Source organism: Spirosoma litoris, from assembly GCF_054776755.1.
The window spans coordinates 471,329-489,091 of sequence record NZ_BAAHBI010000020.1; the positions used below are offsets into that span (position 1 = coordinate 471,329).

Consider the following 17,763-nt stretch of genomic DNA (forward strand, 5'->3'; position numbering starts at 1 on the left):
ATAGAAGCTAAATTGGACGAGTACTAGTAGACTGTTACGTTAATTGTTATAGTTATCTTCATACTATACTACCATTTTAACCTTTTCAGATTATGGCTCGTTCCAGCTTCGTCTTTACCTTACCCGATACTGAGGTGGCTCAAGTAGAGCAAATGCTTGCCAGAGGAAAGTACCCAGTACGTAGCCTCTATCGGGCACAAGTGCTGCTTCAATTGCATCTGGGCAAGACGCCCACTCAAGTAGCAAACTTGGTTCCTATTAGTGAAGCCACCGTCTATAATCTACGAAAACGCTACCTGGCAGAAGGGTTGGCTAGTGCCTTAAGTGAAAAACCCAGACCGGGCCAGCCCAGTAAATTTGACAAAGCCGCTCAAGCTCACCTGACAGCTTTGGCCTGTAGTGAAGCGCCAGAAGGCCGGAGCCGATGGACTTTACGTTTATTAGCCGATCGGTTGGTCGACCTTGGTTTGGTCGACTCCATTTCCCATAAAACAGTGGGGGAACAACTAAAAAAATCAGCTCAAGCGAAGCGTCGCCCGGCCCTGGCTCAAACAGCAGTGGTGCATTGCTAAGATAGAGGGGCAGTATTTGGCTAAATTGGAAGCCGTACTGGATTTCTATGCTCAACCGGCTGACCCGGTCAAGCCTCGCTTCTGTTTTGACGAGCGGCCTTGTCAGTTATTAGATGATGTGGTCGCTCCATGGCCAGTTAAGCCCGAAAAAGCAGCCAAAATAGACTACGAATATGAACGCAAAGGTACAGCCGTGGTGCTGTTAGCCTATAATCTGGACACCGGACAGCGCTATGTCGAAGTCCGAAAACAACGCACGAAGCGCGATTATGCCGAATTTATGCAGACGCTACTGGTTGCTCATTACCCCCATGCGGAGTGTGTTCATGTACTGCAGGATAATTTGAACACCCATCAGGCGGGCAGTTTTTATGAACGCTTCGACGCGCTAACCGCTCACCAGTTGAGTCATCGGTTGGTACTCCATTATACGCCCACCCACGCGTCGTGGTTAAACATGGCCGAGCTCGAGTTTGCCGCTCTCTCCAAGCAATGCTTAGACCGGCGGATTGGGGACTTAGCGACCTTAGAAAAAGAAGTATTGGCTTGGGCCCAAGCACGCAATCAAGCAAGGGTTAAAATCAGCTGGTTATTTGATACTCCTCAAGCGCGGAAAAAGCTCAAACGCCACTACGTAAAACTCAATGCGGAGAATAGTACAATTATTGATTCTAATAATTAACGTAACAGTCTACTAGCTAGCTTCTAAACGAATCAGGGGTGAACCTGATTTACAGATCCACCCCTGATTCATGTACCAACAAAATCTAAATATGTACGACTGCTGGTTTCGGTTTTGGCGTGTTGTCCTGTTGAGGTTCTTCAGGTTTTACATCCTTCCGGCGACTCATATAGGTGTAAATAACCGGCACAACGTAGAGTGTCAAAACGAGTGAGAAGATAAGCCCACCCACGATAACAATGCCTAATGGTACGCGGCTTTTTGAGGCCGAACCCAAGGCCATAGCCAATGGCAACGCACCAAACGCGGCTACAAGAGTCGTCATCAGAATAGGACGCAAACGCATTGCTGCCGATTCGGCGGCTGCCTCAAATTTATTCTTACCTGTCAACCGTTGTTCATTTGCGAATTCGACAATCAGAATACCGTTTTTAGTAACCAGCCCCACCAGCATGATGATACCAATCTGACTGAAAATATTCAGCGTCTGATTAAACATCCAAAGAGAGAAAACTGCTCCGGCCAGCGCCAACGGCACCGTAATCATAATAATAAGCGGATCGATAAACGAATCGAACTGGGCGGCCAGGACTAAGTAAACCAGAATCAGAGCCAGACCGAAGGCAAACAGCGTATTCGACGAACTTTCTGCATAGTCACGTGAGGGGCCTGAGAGAGCCGTCTGGAACGTTTGGTCAAGTGTTCGTGCCGCAATCGCACGCATGGCATCAACACCATCGCCAACAGTTTTACCAGGTGCTAGCCCTGCTGAAACGGTCGCTGATTTGAATCGATTGAAGTGATACACCTGTGGCGGACTACTTACCTCCTGGAATTTCACCAGGTTATCTAACTGAATCAATTGACCGTTGTTGGATCGAACGTAGAACGAAGCTAAGTCAACGGGGGCGTCGCGATCGGCCCGGTCTACCTGGCCTATTACCTGATATTGCTTTCCGTTCATCAGGAAGTATGCCAGACGCCGGTTACTGAGTGCCAGCTGTAGCGTTTGGGCCACATCCTGTACCGAAACCCCCAGATTGGTCGCTTTCTCACGCTCAATGGTAATGTTCAATTCCGGCTTATTGAATTTTAGATCAACATCGGAGTTTAAGAACGTCGGGTCTTTCTGTACCTCATCCAGAAAAGCAGGTAACTTCTCCCGAAGCTTTTCGAAATTCAGGTTCTGAATAACGAACTGAACAGGCAAGCCACCTCCACGGCCAACCTGAATCGTCTGATCCTGTGTGGCGAACATGCGGGCTTCACTAAACTTTTTAAGGTTCTTCGTTAGGTAATCCACAATATCCTGCTGTGATCGTTTCCGATCGGCAGCGTCGACCATGTTCAACATCACAAAGGATGAGTTAACCGCTCCTGCTCCCGAAAAACCAGGTGCTACAACGCTAAAAGCCAGTTTGTTTTCTGGAATAGAGTCAAGCACAAACTGTAGAACACGGTCGGTTAGCGCAGATTGGGCTTCAAAGCTGGTACCTTCTGGTGATGTAATCGAGATACGGGTTCGACCTCGGTCTTCGAGTGGGGCTAACTCCGATTTAAGCATCGAACCCAGCCCGAAAATCAGCGCTAAACAGGCTATAATCATGGCAAAGGCCCAACCCCGCTTGCGCATGAAGCCCATAAGCGAAGCGCGATAGGAGTCGTCCAGCCACGTGAAAAACGGTTCAGTTTTTCGATAAAACCAGGACTGTCCGTGCGTTTTACTGGTTAGCTTAACACTTAATACCGGGGTCAGCGTAAGCGATACAAAAGCCGAAATTAATACGGCTCCAGCCACCACGATACCAAATTCACGGAACAGACGCCCAACGAAACCTTGCAGGAAGATAATCGGCAGGAATACAATGGCCAGCGTAATGGACGTCGAGATAACCGCAAAGAAAATTTCGTTCGAGCCTTCTTTAGCCGCTTCTTCGGTGTCCATACCCTCCTCAATTTTCTTGAAGATATTTTCCGTGACTACGATACCATCATCAACCACAAGCCCCGTTGCCAGTACTATTCCCAACAGTGTTAAAACGTTGATACTGAAGTCGGCCAGGTACATGATAAAGAAAGCACCGATCAGCGATACAGGAATATCAATCAGCGGGCGGAACGCAATTAGCCAGTCGCGGAAGAAGAAATAAATAACCAGCACAACCAGTACAAACGAAATAAGCAGCGTTTCGCCCACTTCTTCAATGGCCCGTCGGATGAAGATACTTCGGTCGGTACCAACAAAGACAATGATATCTGGTGGAAGATCTTTCTTTAGCTGATCAAACCGTTTGTAGAACTCATCGGCGATGCTTACGTAGTTGGCTCCCGGCTGAGGAATCAGTGCTAGAATAACCCCCACGGCTCCGTTCTGCTTGGAGTTTGTTTCCTCATTTTCGGCCCCTAACACCGCATAGCCAACATCTTTGAAACGGATGATCTGGTTGCTTGTCTGCCGAAGAATCAGGTTGTTGAAATCATCCTCGGTTGTTAATCGGCCAACCGCTTTTACCGTTAATTCGGTTGTATTGCCATATACCTTACCGCCGGGTAATTCAACGTTTTGAGAGGTCAGCGCATTCTGGATGTCCTGTGAGGTCAGACGGTAAGCCGATAGTTTGATTGGATCGATCCACAGACGCATCGCCTGACGCTTGAGCCCGTAGATATTGGCCTGGCTAACACCTGGAATAGTTTGTAGGCGCTCCTGAAGTACGTTTTCGGCATAATCCGACAATTGCGTTGCACTACGGGTTGTACTCTGAACGTTCATGAAAATGATCGGTTCCGAGTTGGCATCCGCTTTGGTAACAACCGGTGGCGCATCAATGTCCTGAGGAAGCTGTCGCTGAGCTTGCGATACCTTGTCGCGCACATCGTTGGCAGCTTGTTCCAGGTTCGCATCGAGGTTAAACTCAACGGTAATCGTGCTGGCTCCTAAAGCACTGATCGACGAAATCGTTCGAATCCCTTCGATGCTGTTCAGCGATTTCTCAATAGGCTCCGTAATCTGCGACTCAATAATTTCGGGGTTTGCACCCGTATAGTTCGTTCGGACGGAAATGACCGGAGGGTCAATAGCCGGGTATTCACGTACACCGAGAAACGTGAATCCGATAACGCCGAACAGCACGATCACGATGGACATCACCATCGCGAAAACGGGCCTGTTTAAGCTTAATTCGGGTAGACTCATTTTCTTTGTTGAGCTTGAAACAGTGAACGTAATTTATTTGATAGCCACTTTAGGTGCCCCGGATACGGTGATGACTTTACCGATTTTAACTGGCGCATCGGGTTTTAAAAACAGCAAACCCGTTGTTGCTACCGTATCGCCAACACTCAGGCCCGACAGGATTTGAATAACCCCTTCTGTACGAAGTCCTGTTTTCACATCTTTAAACTGCGCTTTGCCATTTTTTACGACAATCACCTGATTGGTACGTGTTTGTGGAATAACGGCCTGCGTTGGCACTACCAGGCTGTTGTTATTCTGAACCGTTAACGTGACCCGAGCAAACGCGCCAGGCCGGAATTTGGCCGATGCATTATTAACCCGTGCCCGAATCTTCAGGTTACGGGTTTGCTCTTCCACGCCTGGTTCAATTGCATATACCACACCCTGGCTTGGTTCCGAAACGCCATCTACTGTAAACGAAATCTGACTTCCATTGTGTACAGCCTGCCCATATTTTTCTGGAATCGAGAAATCGAGCTTGAGCGACGAAATTTGCTGCAACCGGGCAATAAGTGTACTAGGTGATACAACAGCGCCATTACTTACATTCCGCAAACCAATAACGCCCGAAAAGGGGGCATGAATTTCTGTTCGTTGCAGATTGGCTTTTACCAGCTCAATGTCGGCCAAAGACGAACGAAGGTTGGTCGTTACAATGTCATATTCCTGCTGGCTGATACCGCCACGTTCAAGCAATTGCTTGTTCCGTTCTTCGGTGCGTTTCGCATTTTCAGCCTGCGCCTGAAGCTTTAACAATTGTGCTCTCAGATCAGCATCAAAGAGCTTCACCAGCAAAGCCCCTTTGGCTACCGAATGGCCTTCCTGAATGTTAAGCTGAGTAATACGGGCTGATATTTCGGGGTAAATATCGACCTGTTCGGCGGCTAGTAATGAGCCTCCAGATACGATATCTTCTCGAAGTTGTTGTGATACGACTACAAAACCATTAACGCTGGCAGGAGCGCCACCGCCGGGTCCGCCTTTGCCTCCCGGTCCACCTTTTCCGTCACCTCCGCCTTTTCCGCCCCCACCAGGGCTACCCCCCGCAGCCCCAGGAGCTGGGTGTAATACTTTGTTGTAGTAAATAATCCCGCCGATTACAGCAGCGACGAGAGCGAGAGCAATCCATCTTTTCACAGGGTAATAATTTGCAAGAGGAAACTTGATTTTTAACGATTAAAAGTCCGTGCGTGTTCTTAAACATGCAAAGCTATTAATGTTGACGACTTTATCAATCGTAGCTACTTGAAAATGAGTGGTTTTATTGAAAGCGTGGATGCCTGTATTTGATCGGTTTAATCGTAAAAATCCTTAGTTGAGCAGGCGATATTTGGCTTTGTTCTTTGTGTCAAAAGTACGTTATGCTTTCATAATGAGCGAGATGAAGTTTCAGCTCATTATGAAGTTGCTCAAAATGGCCCCTGCCTGTATTCAGGAAGTACTTAGTTTACTTGTTTTAGATAGTTTAGAAAAAAAAGTGTAGACACTTGTAAACTCCTTTACAGATCAGCTCTAGTATGAAACGCAAGTGCGAAAAAGCATTTTGCAGGCAGGTATGGGGTAGTAGGTATAAACCTCGTTCTTTACTATGGCAATTATGTTTATTGTATGATATCACCAAGTTCATTCTAATGGCCGTCGTTGTTAGAAGGTACTGAACAGTTCTTGTGTTTATCTGTATATTGCGTCAAACAAGTAGCCCTATGGTACCGGTTGAGGAGAAGAGTAAGCATGGAAAACTGACACCCGAACAGCGTCGGCAACGGCAACTTTTGTTGAGTCAGCTCGTCTACGAAATGGAAGATGAAAAGCCTGTGTACTATGCAGGTTATCGGGACGTATTGGATGGCTTTAAAGAGTCAGAAGAAATTATGGGGTCGAGTTATCTACAGAGTTATTTGATTGAAATTATACAAGAGTTTCTGTTTGCACATCCATTGCGTAGCCGATTTCGAATTCTGGCAAGTGAAGTGGGCGTTCAGATTGGGCGGAAAAAATGGCGCTCCTGTGATATTGCTCTTTATGACAAAACTCGTTTAAAGGACATTCCTGTCGAGAATAAGTACATGCCTATTGCTCCTGATTACGTCATTGAAATTGATACCAAAGCGGATTTAACGAAGTACCAGTATCAGCATGATTACTTCATCAAAAAAACGCGGGAGTTGCATGGGTTTGGAGTCAAGAAAGTAATCTGGATTTTTACGGAAAACATCCCTGCCATCTGGGAGTCAGACGCTGCCGATGCGATTATCATTCGGGACGGATGGAATCATGATGTAACGATCACCGAAGGAATGACATTTAATCTGGCTACACTATATGCCAATGCCCAAAAAGGCGAATCAGGAGTTTAGAACAACCAGCAACTCGCTGATCATCATAGCGGTAGCTCCCCAAACGCGATAGCCCTGAACTTGATAGAATGGCGCATCGATGAGCATGCCACGGACTTCAATCTGACTATCGCCAACGATCGTTTCGTCTACAAGGGTTTCTAAATCGACCTCGACAACGGCTTCGACTTCGCGGGGGTCGGGGTAAAAGTCTGGACGATAGGGGAGAACACCTACGACGGGTTGAACATAAAAATTACTTGGCGGAATAAACAACTCTGTTAGCAGCCCCAGCACTTTTACGTCTGATACGCGAATGCCTACTTCTTCCTGGGCTTCGCGAAGGGCTGTACGTGTCAAATTTTCATCGATACGCTCCATACGACCACCCGGAAAAGCCATTTGGCCGGCATGAACGCCGTCGTATTGAGGTCGCAAAATAAGCGGTAGGTAAATCGAGTTTTGGTACGGATAAAAACAGATCAACACTGCTGACCGACGCGTTCGTTCATTGGGCTTGAAACCCTGCCGATACCGATTTGCTGACGCCATTTTTCGGTGCGCTGCTTCGCCCGGAAGCGGCTTTTGCAGTCGCTGGTGAAGATCTTCAGCAAAAGTATGGAAGGATGTTTGCAACATGCGATGGGTTCGGGTCAACTCGATTTAAGGTGTTTGAGAAATGAACAAACTTGGTGTACCTACCACTTTACGGATAATACTCAATTGTACGTACTAAAGCTAAGCCAATCTGTTTACCAGTAGAATCAACTTGCTTTTGCTCGATCCAATTGCCATGATCGTCGAACTTGTGTTGATAAATCGGTTGAGTGTAACTGGCCGAATAATTATATATCTGTTCTTCCCATTTATCACCATTCTTATGTCGGCTGATATCTGATAAAATATATTTATGAATTGGGTGTTGACGACTAGTGGTTTCTGAAATTAGATTTCCTGCTTTATCATATGTCTGTCGTACTATTTGAGTAGCCGTTGTATCATAGCTAAAATTGACAATTTCGGTCATTTGATTAGCTCTAAAAGATTCCTGCCGAACAAGCCTTCTCCGACTATCATAGGCATTCTTGTAGTTAATCGTATCACCACTCCATTCGGGCTGAATAGCATATAAACTATCATTTCGGTGAGTCAAGCTGTCTAATGATTTTTGAAGCAACTTCTTCTCAGCCTCAGAAAACTTAACATTGAACTCATTCTGTAAAAAACGATCAAGATCCTTATTAGTAGGATTGATACGCTCCTCTGGTTGCTTACGAGTACGATAGGCATGGTGTGTTATGGATCCATTACTATCCCATCTGTAGTTTTGTTCTTTAACGAGTAAAGTGTCCTGTTTATATTCACGTTGTATAGCAATCCGATTCAAAGAATCAATCGACGATTCAGTTCGCCTATGGTAAGGTTGTCCCATGATGATTCGATTGTCTCGTTTTATATAAACGTTCTTTATGGGATCAAATTCGTAGGCAATACGTCCGCCCATAGCGCCCCAAATAGGTTTTGACTCTAACGTTTCCTCCCAGAAAGCACCGACCTGACTTTGGGAATTATACTCGTAATGAACAGCTAAAGTTGGTTGGTTATAATCATTGCGAGCAATACGTTTTAGAAGGAACCCCTCTTTGCTATACTCTTCCGTATAATTCTGACCTGAAGGACCGTCGAGCCAGTCTCCTTTTTTATTGGCTATCGGCGATTGTACCTGAGTAATCAGTTTAACCTTGCCTTTCAGGTTATGCTTCTGTGGGACCATACCATACCAATCCGAAAAGGCACGGATAGTCGCCTGCGATCTTGACAAAGAAGGATATATGCAAACGATTATCAGAATTATTCGGGCTAAACGACTCATACTACCGTGACTTATACAACTTTACTAATTCCTCTGCGCAACGTTCACCATCCATGGCTGCCGATACAATACCACCTGCATAGCCAGCCCCTTCGCCACAGGGGAATAACCGTTTTACGTCCACATGTTCACACGTCTCCCGATCTCGCGGGATACGAACGGGCGATGAGGTGCGGCTTTCGACACCAATAATCTGCCCATCATTGCTTAAATAACCACGCATCTTTCGCCCGAAATCGCGAAGCCCCTGTTGCAAGGGCTGGGCAATGTGGTCGGGCAATACGTCGCTCATATCGACCGATGCCAGTCCGGGCTGATAAGAGGTTGGCAGGAGATCTTTCGAGACGCGCCCATCGACAAAATCAGCAATGCGTTGAGCTGGTGCCGTTTGAGAGTGATCCACTGCCGACAGGTTCCCCATCTTACAGGCCCACCGCTCAAGATCCTGTTGCAATGCCAGCCCTGCCAGTGGCCCCTCGTCGGCGTAGGGCTGTAAATCATTGTCTGAAATAGCAACGACCAGCCCCGAATTGGCATACTGTGAATCCCGACGGGAAGGCGACATTCCATTGACAACTAACTCGCCAGGAGCCGTTGCTGCCGGAACGATAAAGCCCCCCGGACACATACAAAACGAAAAGACGCCCCGTTCTACCCCTTTGAAACGGGTTTGTGTCACTAAACTATATGAGGCTGCTGGCAAATAATCACCACGATCAGGACGATGGTACTGAAACTGATCGATCAACGATTGCTGATGCTCAATGCGAACACCCATCGCAAAGGGCTTCGCTTCGATACGAATCTGATGGGTATGCAACAGGTAAAAAATATCCCGTGCCGAGTGTCCTGTAGCTAAAATGACACCAATTCCCAGTACGGTTTCGCCATTCGCTAAAACAACGCCTTTTAGCTCATTTTCGGATAGAATCAGGTCGATTACCTTGGTGTCAAAACGAACTTCGCCACCCGCATGAAGGATGCTTTCGCGGAGATCGGCAACTACGTTGGGAAGTTTATTGGTGCCAATATGCGGGTGGGCATCCACCAGAATCTGCTCAGTAGCGCCGTGGGCGACAAAGATTTCGAGAATCCGTCGGACATCGCCCCGTTTGGTCGAACGCGTATAGAGCTTACCATCGGAATAGGTGCCCGCTCCCCCTTCACCAAAACAATAATTCGACTCAGGGTTAACGATGTGGTCTTTGTTGATAGCCGCGAGATCACGTCGGCGGGTTCGAACATCGCTGCCTCGTTCGAGAACGATCGGTTTTATGCCTAACTCAATCAGTCGAAGAGCCGCAAATAGTCCGGCTGGACCAGAGCCTACAACAATTGCTTGTGGTGCCTTACTTACATCTGTTTGTGGTTTGCGGTAGTTGATTAGCTGGGGTGGCGTTTCGCCAGCAAACACGTCGGCCTCGACCTGTACGCGCACCTGGCGATTTCGGGCATCAATCGATTGACGACGTTTCCGTACGACAATATCTTCTGTATTGGGTAAGCCAAGCCTGGTCAACACCTGCTCCCGAAAAGCCAGGTCATCCAGGGCTAGCTCAGGGGGTAAGGCAAGCGAAAGTTGATGAATCATAGATGAAAGTGGCCGGGTTGTTCCGGGTGTACGGTCAGTCGGCAGATCAGTAAGCGAAACTACTTAAAGTTACTCAATTGTTAACAGGGATGAGCTGATTTGGGTTCTTTCCCCTTATTCCGAACTATTTTCATCGGGAAAAGAGTATGGTCTTACATTGGGCAACTATTTCCTTTGTTAAGCGTAGTGGCCACGTTCTCAGTGAGCAGGGTTGCAATACTGCTTCCGGCTTTGGGCTATTACCATAGAAATCAATCCTAAATCGACCAATTCTGGTATCAAGTAAGAAATAATGAAAAAAAAAGTAAGTCTTTTCAGTACACTGCTGCTATTCAGTCAGGTCTTGTTGGCTCAAACGCCCTGGTCGCAGCGGATGGTTGCATCGATCATGGCCAACAATCCGGATTCCATTTCGTACAAGCGAGAAGACGGGACGAAGGGCGTGGCCCACTGGGAATACGAAACGGGCGTTCTGTTGGAAGGTGTTAAGCAGGTTTGGTATCGCACCGCCGACGATCGTTATTTCAACTACATACAGAAAAACATGGATCGATACGTAACGGACGACGGCAACATTCGAACCTATAAGTTGGAAGACTATAACCTGGATTTTATCACGCCGGGCCGGTCGCTGTTGCTGTTGGCTCAACAAACGATACCTGGAAGAGATAAGTACCGGAAAGCTGCCGATCTGCTGCATAAACAACTAACCGAACAGCCTCGTACCAAAGAAGGAGGCTACTGGCATAAAAAGCGGTATCCCTACCAGATGTGGCTCGATGGTTTGTACATGGCGGAGCCATTTGCGGTCGAATACAACTCGTTATACGGCGACAACAAACACTACGACGATATTATCAATGAGTTTGTGTGGATGGAAAAACACGCTCGTGATGCGAAAACGGGTTTGATCTATCACGGTTGGGACGAAAGTCGGGAGCAGAAGTGGGCAAATCCCAAAACCGGAAACTCACCTAACTTCTGGAGCCGGGCGATGGGTTGGTATGCAATGGCGCTGGTCGATGTACTGGATTATATTCCCCAGTCGAATCCACGTCGGGGAGAGCTGGTTGCGATTTTGCAGCGCCTGATGCCTGCTCTCGTGAAGTATCAGGACCCCAAATCAGGTTGCTGGTATCAGGTAACCGACCGCCTGGGCGATAAAGGAAATTATCTCGAAGCATCGGGTACGGGCATGTTTGTATATGCCCTGGCGAAGGGTGTGCGGATGGGCTATCTGCCCGCTTCGATGATGGCAGCCGCTCGTAAAGGCTATGATGGTATGCTGAAAACCTTCATTTCGACCGATGTCAAAGGACTGATTCACTTAGAGAAAACCGTTGTTGTTGGAGGATTGGGTGGTACGCCCTATCGGGATGGTAGTTACGAATATTATCTGAGCGAACCTATTCGTCAGGATGATTTGAAAGGTGTAGGGCCGTTTATTATGGCCAGTGTTGAAATGGAAATCTCGGCCGAAGACGGTCTTGGAAAAGGGAAAACAGTTGCCGTTGATAACTACTTTAATCACGAATCCCGGAAAGGCTATGTGCATACGGATGGATCGGTGGAGCAGGAGCCGTTCCACTATACCTGGGAGGATCGCCAGCATTCGGGATTCTTCTGGTGGAAGAACATCTTTAACGATCTGGGTGCGAAAACAACCACGATAACGGGCGCTCCCACGGCGGCTTCGTTGAAAGGCGTCGACGTATACATCATCGTTGATCCCGATACACCGAAAGAAACGCCTAAACCGAATTACGTTTCTGAGGCTGCTATCAATGCCATTGCCAATTGGGTTCAGGCTGGTGGCACGTTGGTCCTGATGGCCAACGATACATCAAATTGTGAGCATACCCATTTCAACCAGCTAGCGGCCCGGTTTGGTATGCAGTTTCTGCCCAAAAACCGGAACATGGTGAAAGGAGATCAGTTTGAGCAAGGCAAAATCAGTATTCCGGCCGGAAACCCGATATTTCCTAATACCCGGACGGTTTACATTAAAGAATTGTCTCCGCTTGCCGTAAAGGCTCCAGCTAAAGCGGCTGTAACTGATTCGGGCGATGTTATTATGGGCGTTGCTAGAGTGGGTAAAGGAACCGTTTTCGCCGTGGGTGATCCCTGGCTTTATAATGAGTATGTTGACGGTCGTAAAATTCCGGCTATCTACCAGAATTTCCAGGCGGCCAAAGATCTGGCAACCTGGTTGTTAAGCCAGGACTCTGCAACAAGCAAGCGCTAGTTTTTTGTCCACAGAGAGACAGGACACACAGAGTCGATAATAATTATTTTTCAGCTCATAAACTTTGTGTTCTCTGTCTCTCTGTGGACAGCATTGTTATAGGGCAGTGATAATAGTGTATCCTGGTTTGGGAAGGCACCCAGCAACCTCAAATCAATAAGCCCGTATGTACAATTGAAAAGTGTAAAAGCTCAGCTTTTTAACTATACTGTGCGTTCTGCCATTTGCTTAATAACGGCCTCCAGGCGTTCCTGAACGGTATAATCTCCACGTAGTTCCAGAATTGGGCAGGTAAGTTTCTTCATCCAGTTTTCGTGTACGACTAATGAGCGTCGGGTTGATAAGGGATCGTCGTAGCCCGAAGCCCAGTCAATGAATTCTTCAAAGAGTCGATTGCGATGCTCGTCTTCATAGATCACGCTGCCGTAGCGGGCAAACTCCCGTTTTCGTAATCGGTCGAGTCGTAGGGCAGGTGGAATCCAGAGGAAAACGGCTAAATCAAAAGCGGTGAGCCATTCATCGCCCCAGCTTACTAACGAACCGCCTACAATGAAATCAGAGCGTTTTTCTAGTTCACTACGTAACTGATTGTTCCGTTCGGTGGGATCTCGTTTGACGGTAAACGGCGGGTCGGAAGGCTCCCAGAAAAAATAATCCGTATCAAAATAAGGCAGGCCGGTTTGGTTAGCCAGGGCGTTTCCCAGCGTGGTTACCCCCGAACCTGACGCTCCGAAAATATGGACTTTCATACTTGCTAATTTATGCCGTCATTCGGTAAGAAAATAGCGAGCTGAGCCAACCTACTGTTTTTTTTGAAGCTTGACAAAAATAGCCATTCCTACAACAAGATGCCCTTTTCTGGGTTAACTCCCTATGCAAGCCCCCTCCCTAACTCCGCCCCGAAATAAGGTCGATTCATTTGAATCGCCGGATTTCTATTGCATTGATGACCTGCTCACGGCCGAACACAAATTAGTTCGGTCGGCCGTACGAACGTTTGTGAAACGTGAGATTACGCCCATTGTCGAAGAGTGTGCCCAGCGAGGTGAATTTCCTGACCATCTGGTTAAGAAATTTGGCCAGATTGGTGCTTTTGGTGCCACCATTCCGGTTGAATATGGTGGGGGAGGACTGGACCAGATTTCCTACGGTCTGATGACCCAGGAAATAGAACGGGGTGATTCGGGTATGCGATCCTGTGTATCAGTGCAGAATTCACTGGTGATGTACCCGATTTTTACATTTGGTTCTGAGCAACAGAAGAAAAAATACCTGCCTAGACTGGCGAAAGGAGAACTGCTGGGTTGCTTCGGATTGACCGAACCGAATCATGGTTCTGATCCGGGAGGTATGGAAAGTAACTTCATCGAACGCAGTGACTATTATTTGCTTAATGGTTCGAAACTCTGGATTACCAACGCCAATATTGCCGATATCGCCATCGTCTGGGCCAGAAACGAGCAGGGGAAAGTGCGTGGCCTGATTCTAGAGCGAGGCATGGAAGGATTTACAACCGCCGAAATCAGCAATAAATGGTCGTTGCGGGCCAGTAGCACGGGCGAACTGGTTTTTCGGGATGTGCAGGTTCCGAAGGGAAATATACTTCCTGAAGCTTATGGTTTGAAAAGCGCCCTGAAATGTCTGGAGCAGGCCCGTTATGGCATTTGCTGGGGTGCCTTAGGAGCTGCTATGGAATGCTACGAAGTGGCCCGACGCTATGCCCTCGAACGCATTCAGTTCAATAAACCCATTGCGAGCTTTCAATTGGTGCAGAAGAAACTGGCTGAAATGCTGACTGATATTACGCAGGCGCAATTACTCTGCTGGCGACTAGGTACGCTCAAAAATGAAGATAGAGCGACGGTCGCGCAGATTTCGCTGGCCAAGCGGAACAACGTTGAAATTGCGCTGAAGACTGCCCGCGAAGCGCGTCAGATTCTGGGCGCTATGGGTATCTCGGGCGAGTACCCCATCATGCGCCACCTGATGAATCTTGAATCGGTGAGTACGTACGAAGGTACACACGATATTCAACTGCTCATTCTGGGTGCCGAAATTACGGGGATTCCAGCGTTTAAATAACCTTGGAGCGTTCTGGCGCGAGCGTTTGCTCGTGCTTGCCAATATAAGCGAGTATATACTCGCGCTCATGAATAGGCACGGGCAAATGCCCGCGCCAGAACGTCCACCTCTGGCACAGAAACTACCGCTCCGCAATTTCCTTGATCTGTTTCAGGAAATCGCTCATGCCGTTCACAGAGTGATTATAGCCTTCTTCGGTGGCATATCCCTGTTGTGTCCAGGTGAACTCGGTTTGATTGTCGTTTTCGGCTCTTAACGTATAAGTTACAGTCGAGTAATTTTCTGGTTTATCTTCCAGGCCAGAAAAGCCACTCCAGTAGCTATAACTGAGGAGTTTGTTAGGCACGTTTTCCAGGATAACCCCTTTATCCCGATACGTCTGTTCGCCATATTCGCCCTGAAAGATAATCGCACTCCCAATTTTCCAATCGGTTACGGTTTCAGTGCCGAATAGATATTCTTTGATAAGGTCAGGGGTTGTTAATACGTCCCACACTCTGGCTGGGCTGGCGTTGATGTCGATAGATTGGGATACAATTAGGTCGTTGCGCATGGTCGTTGACTGAATGAAAATTGATGGCAAAGATTCGTAAACTCACTGACAACAGTGTGTCAGTAACGTTTTAGCCAGCTATAGGTTGTGCTGCGTAATGGGCCTGTATTTCATCGGCTAGTTGCTGCATCATGGTTCGTAATGATTCAGGCTGTTCAATCGTCACAGAACTGCCGTACATGAGCAGCCAACGGGCCAGACCTTCTATGTAAGGCGTTTGGAAATGTACCCGAACGTGTTCGCCGAGATCTTCCTCGCTCTCAAAACCATAGGCGTATTTCTGCTCCTGCATATAACGGGCTGCCGATTTAGGAAATAAAACAGTCGCGTTATTTACGGGCCAATCCTGCCCTATTCGGTTGAGGTATTCCTGTAAGGATAGGCGTTCGGGACGAGAAAAGCGTTGGCCAGTGTTGATCAGTTCTCGAATGCGGTCCACCCGAAAATCGCGGTAATCTTGCCGGACGCGACAAAAGGCGATCAAGTGCCAGCACATGCGGTAATGATGAAGGCCAACCGGCTCAACTTCCCGTTCGGTTTCGGCATCGTTATATTGCGAATGGTACTGAAGCAATAACACCTGATTTTGGGCGATTGCATGCTGAATATGCGTCAATAAGCCATCGGAATAAGGCTGGCGATTGCGTGGTTTTGCTACAGAAATGTGCGCATCTAAGTCATCCAGACGCTCTTGATCGGTGCGTTTGAGCACTGATTTTATTTTGAACAGGGCCGATTCAAATTCGGTCCGAACTGACTCATCTGCCCATTTTTCAATTAACTTGCCGCCCATCAAAAGCGCGCTGGCTTCGGCACTGGTGAACATGACGGGGGGCAGGTGATAGTCGGTCAGGAAATAGCCCACACCCGCTTCGGCTCCGATAGGAACACCCGCTTCTTCCAGTGATCGAACGTCCCGATATACGGTTCGTAGGCTGATACCGAATCGTTGCGCTAACTCTTGAGCACGAACAACGCGCTTGGTTTGCAGATGAATCAGGATGGCAGTCAGGCGGTCAAGACGGTTCATTATGATGCTGTAAAAAAGACATGTGCAAATTACAATAGACCGCTGATTTTTATGACCAATCTGATTTAGTTATGATTTTGTATCCAGAACAAAACGGCTCCGTGATCTTGCTTTTGCCAATAAACACAGAGAATCATAATCGCTCCTGACAAGTATAAAAATCTACAGGCTATTAAAATTTGAACAACTTGCCTTTTTTTGCGTAGAGTTATATAACAAAACCCAATACGTATATAAATGAGTACTATTCATAACAATACCCACCAACACCGCTTCGAACTGGAAACTGACGGAAAATTGTCTTTTGTAGAATATCAGCCGGTAAATGATGAAACCCTTGCCCTGGTTCATACCGAGGTTGATCCTAGTTTGGAAGGACACGGTGTTGGCTCAAAACTGGTAGAAGGCGTTTTGTCCTATGTCGAAGAGCATAATCTGACGATTGTGCCCCTCTGCCCCTTTGTATCGGCCTACCTGAAGCGCCATCCCGACTGGAATCGAGTTGTCTCGACTTCGTATACAACGACTGGTTTCTAACTATAACCATGAAGCGTTTTGTGTTTGCGTTAAGTCTGTCCGTTTTAAGTAGCCTAACTACTTTCGGACAGCTAACGAATTATCGTGTGTTTTTCGGGCTTACGAATCAGCAACCTCGTCAGGTTGTCTTACGCCAATGGAAGCAGGGGCAGCAAATTCGTTATTTGGTACTGAATCCGCACACGCTCGAAACGGCTGTAGTCAACCTGCCTTCGGCCAGTGTTCGGGAGTTGCCCTGGGCGGGTCTGTTAGAGCAAATCAGTCAAACACCTTATGCCCAAGCGCTTCGACTTGAGCAAACGCGGGACTATAATTTACAGGATGCTGGTATTGAGCGGGCCGATACAACTGAACGCGGCTTCAGTCTGACCATTGACTTGTGTCCATCTACAAAACCGCTGACTCGGACTGTATTTGAGCAACTGATTCGGGCGTTTGAACCGGAGGAGAAACCAATTCCTATTACCATTACAATTACCGGACTTTGGATGGAAAGCCATCAGGCGGACTTGGCTTATCTGAAAAGTCTGGTTAGCCGGGGTGATCTGGACATTACCTGGGTCAATCACTCGTACCATCACCGGTACAATCCACGGTTGCCGTTACCAATGAATTTTCTGCTCGAAGCAGCCACAAACCTGAATGATGAGGTACTCCTGAACGAGCAGGCCATGCTCAAAAATGGGCTGACACCGTCTATCTTCTTTCGGTTTCCGGGCCTCGTTTCCGACAAAGCTGTATTCGATCGGATATTAGCTTTTGGCTTATTACCCATTGGTAGCGATGCCTGGTTAGCTAAAAATCAGCAACCCAAACAGGGTAGTTTGGTTCTCATTCACGCTAATGGAAACGAGCCATTGGGCATCACCGATTTTATTAATCTGATCCGCCAGAAATCAGCTGTTATTGAAAACAAAACCTGGCTATTGTACGATCTGCCAGCTAGTGTGGCTAAGGAGAAGTGAGTTAGGATATATAATGTAGGGGGTATGATATATATTTGTAACTACCTTGGTTTATAGCA

General features: G+C 47.4%; 15 protein-coding genes. 7 read left to right on the forward strand and 8 right to left on the reverse strand.

Features of this window, described 5'->3' with window-relative positions:
- The first annotated feature begins 92 nt into the window (after positions 1–92).
- The gene (locus tag ACYVGR_RS14010; protein WP_460957611.1) at positions 93–572 is read left to right on the forward strand and encodes a helix-turn-helix domain-containing protein; all 480 of its coding nucleotides are present in this window, start codon (positions 93–95) and stop codon (positions 570–572) included.
- Between the two features lies 1 nt (position 573).
- On the forward strand, positions 574–1,254 hold the full coding sequence (locus tag ACYVGR_RS14015) for an IS630 family transposase (RefSeq protein ID WP_460957803.1): 681 nt from the start codon (positions 574–576) through the stop codon (positions 1,252–1,254).
- Positions 1,255–1,339: 85 nt separating this feature from the next.
- Here ACYVGR_RS14015 and ACYVGR_RS14020 read toward each other — a convergent pair whose 3' ends face one another.
- Together ACYVGR_RS14020 and ACYVGR_RS14025 are read right to left on the reverse strand one after the other, a co-directional pair.
- On the reverse strand, positions 1,340–4,450 hold the full coding sequence (locus tag ACYVGR_RS14020) for an efflux RND transporter permease subunit (RefSeq protein WP_460957613.1): 3,111 nt from the start codon (positions 4,448–4,450) through the stop codon (positions 1,340–1,342).
- A 33-nt stretch (positions 4,451–4,483) separates the two neighbouring features.
- A complete protein-coding gene (locus ACYVGR_RS14025) occupies positions 4,484–5,629 on the reverse strand; it encodes an efflux RND transporter periplasmic adaptor subunit (RefSeq protein ID WP_460957615.1) in 1,146 nt (381 codons plus the stop codon).
- A gap of 566 nt (positions 5,630–6,195) precedes the next feature.
- On the opposite strand from ACYVGR_RS14025, the gene ACYVGR_RS14030 reads away from it, so the two are divergent.
- Positions 6,196–6,849, forward strand: coding sequence for a PDDEXK family nuclease (locus ACYVGR_RS14030; protein WP_460957617.1), 654 nt, complete (start codon positions 6,196–6,198; stop codon positions 6,847–6,849).
- Here ACYVGR_RS14030 and ACYVGR_RS14035 read toward each other — a convergent pair.
- The 3 genes from ACYVGR_RS14035 to ACYVGR_RS14045 all read right to left on the reverse strand — a co-directional run bounded on the left by ACYVGR_RS14035 (position 6,838) and on the right by ACYVGR_RS14045 (position 10,292).
- Positions 6,838–7,467: an NUDIX hydrolase gene (locus ACYVGR_RS14035; protein WP_460957620.1), complete on the reverse strand. Its 630-nt coding sequence runs from the start codon at positions 7,465–7,467 to the stop codon at positions 6,838–6,840. The two genes, ACYVGR_RS14030 and ACYVGR_RS14035, sit on opposite strands and share 12 nt — an antisense overlap.
- Before the next feature lie 67 nt (positions 7,468–7,534).
- On the reverse strand, positions 7,535–8,701 hold the full coding sequence (locus ACYVGR_RS14040) for a hypothetical protein (RefSeq protein WP_460957622.1): 1,167 nt from the start codon (positions 8,699–8,701) through the stop codon (positions 7,535–7,537).
- A 1-nt stretch (position 8,702) separates the two neighbouring features.
- Complete coding sequence (locus tag ACYVGR_RS14045; protein WP_460957624.1) at positions 8,703–10,292, reverse strand: NAD(P)/FAD-dependent oxidoreductase; 1,590 nt, start codon at positions 10,290–10,292, stop codon at positions 8,703–8,705.
- A 292-nt stretch (positions 10,293–10,584) separates the two neighbouring features.
- Here ACYVGR_RS14045 and ACYVGR_RS14050 point away from each other — a divergent pair, with 292 nt between their 5' ends.
- Positions 10,585–12,537: a DUF4350 domain-containing protein gene (locus ACYVGR_RS14050; protein ID WP_460957626.1), complete on the forward strand. Its 1,953-nt coding sequence runs from the start codon at positions 10,585–10,587 to the stop codon at positions 12,535–12,537.
- Positions 12,538–12,740: 203 nt separating this feature from the next.
- Here the strand turns inward: ACYVGR_RS14050 and ACYVGR_RS14055 are convergent, their stop codons facing one another.
- Entirely contained in the window at positions 12,741–13,286 is a 546-nt protein-coding gene (locus ACYVGR_RS14055; protein ID WP_460957628.1) for a P-loop NTPase family protein, read from the reverse strand.
- 124 nt (positions 13,287–13,410) lie between these two features.
- On the opposite strand from ACYVGR_RS14055, the gene ACYVGR_RS14060 reads away from it, so the two are divergent.
- On the forward strand, positions 13,411–14,619 hold the full coding sequence (locus ACYVGR_RS14060) for an acyl-CoA dehydrogenase family protein (RefSeq protein WP_460957630.1): 1,209 nt from the start codon (positions 13,411–13,413) through the stop codon (positions 14,617–14,619).
- 121 nt (positions 14,620–14,740) lie between these two features.
- Here the strand turns inward: ACYVGR_RS14060 and ACYVGR_RS14065 are convergent, their stop codons facing one another.
- Together ACYVGR_RS14065 and ACYVGR_RS14070 are read right to left on the reverse strand one after the other, a co-directional pair.
- The gene (locus ACYVGR_RS14065) at positions 14,741–15,172 is read right to left on the reverse strand and encodes an SRPBCC family protein (protein ID WP_460957632.1); all 432 of its coding nucleotides are present in this window, start codon (positions 15,170–15,172) and stop codon (positions 14,741–14,743) included.
- A gap of 70 nt (positions 15,173–15,242) precedes the next feature.
- Complete coding sequence (locus ACYVGR_RS14070) at positions 15,243–16,202, reverse strand: helix-turn-helix transcriptional regulator (protein ID WP_460957634.1); 960 nt, start codon at positions 16,200–16,202, stop codon at positions 15,243–15,245.
- A 237-nt stretch (positions 16,203–16,439) separates the two neighbouring features.
- Here ACYVGR_RS14070 and ACYVGR_RS14075 point away from each other — a divergent pair, with 237 nt between their 5' ends.
- Both ACYVGR_RS14075 and ACYVGR_RS14080 read left to right on the forward strand, forming a co-directional pair.
- Positions 16,440–16,739, forward strand: coding sequence for a GNAT family N-acetyltransferase (locus ACYVGR_RS14075; protein ID WP_460957636.1), 300 nt, complete (start codon positions 16,440–16,442; stop codon positions 16,737–16,739).
- A gap of 8 nt (positions 16,740–16,747) precedes the next feature.
- A complete protein-coding gene (locus tag ACYVGR_RS14080) occupies positions 16,748–17,704 on the forward strand; it encodes a polysaccharide deacetylase family protein (RefSeq protein WP_460957638.1) in 957 nt (318 codons plus the stop codon).
- Positions 17,705–17,763: the final 59 nt, after the last annotated feature.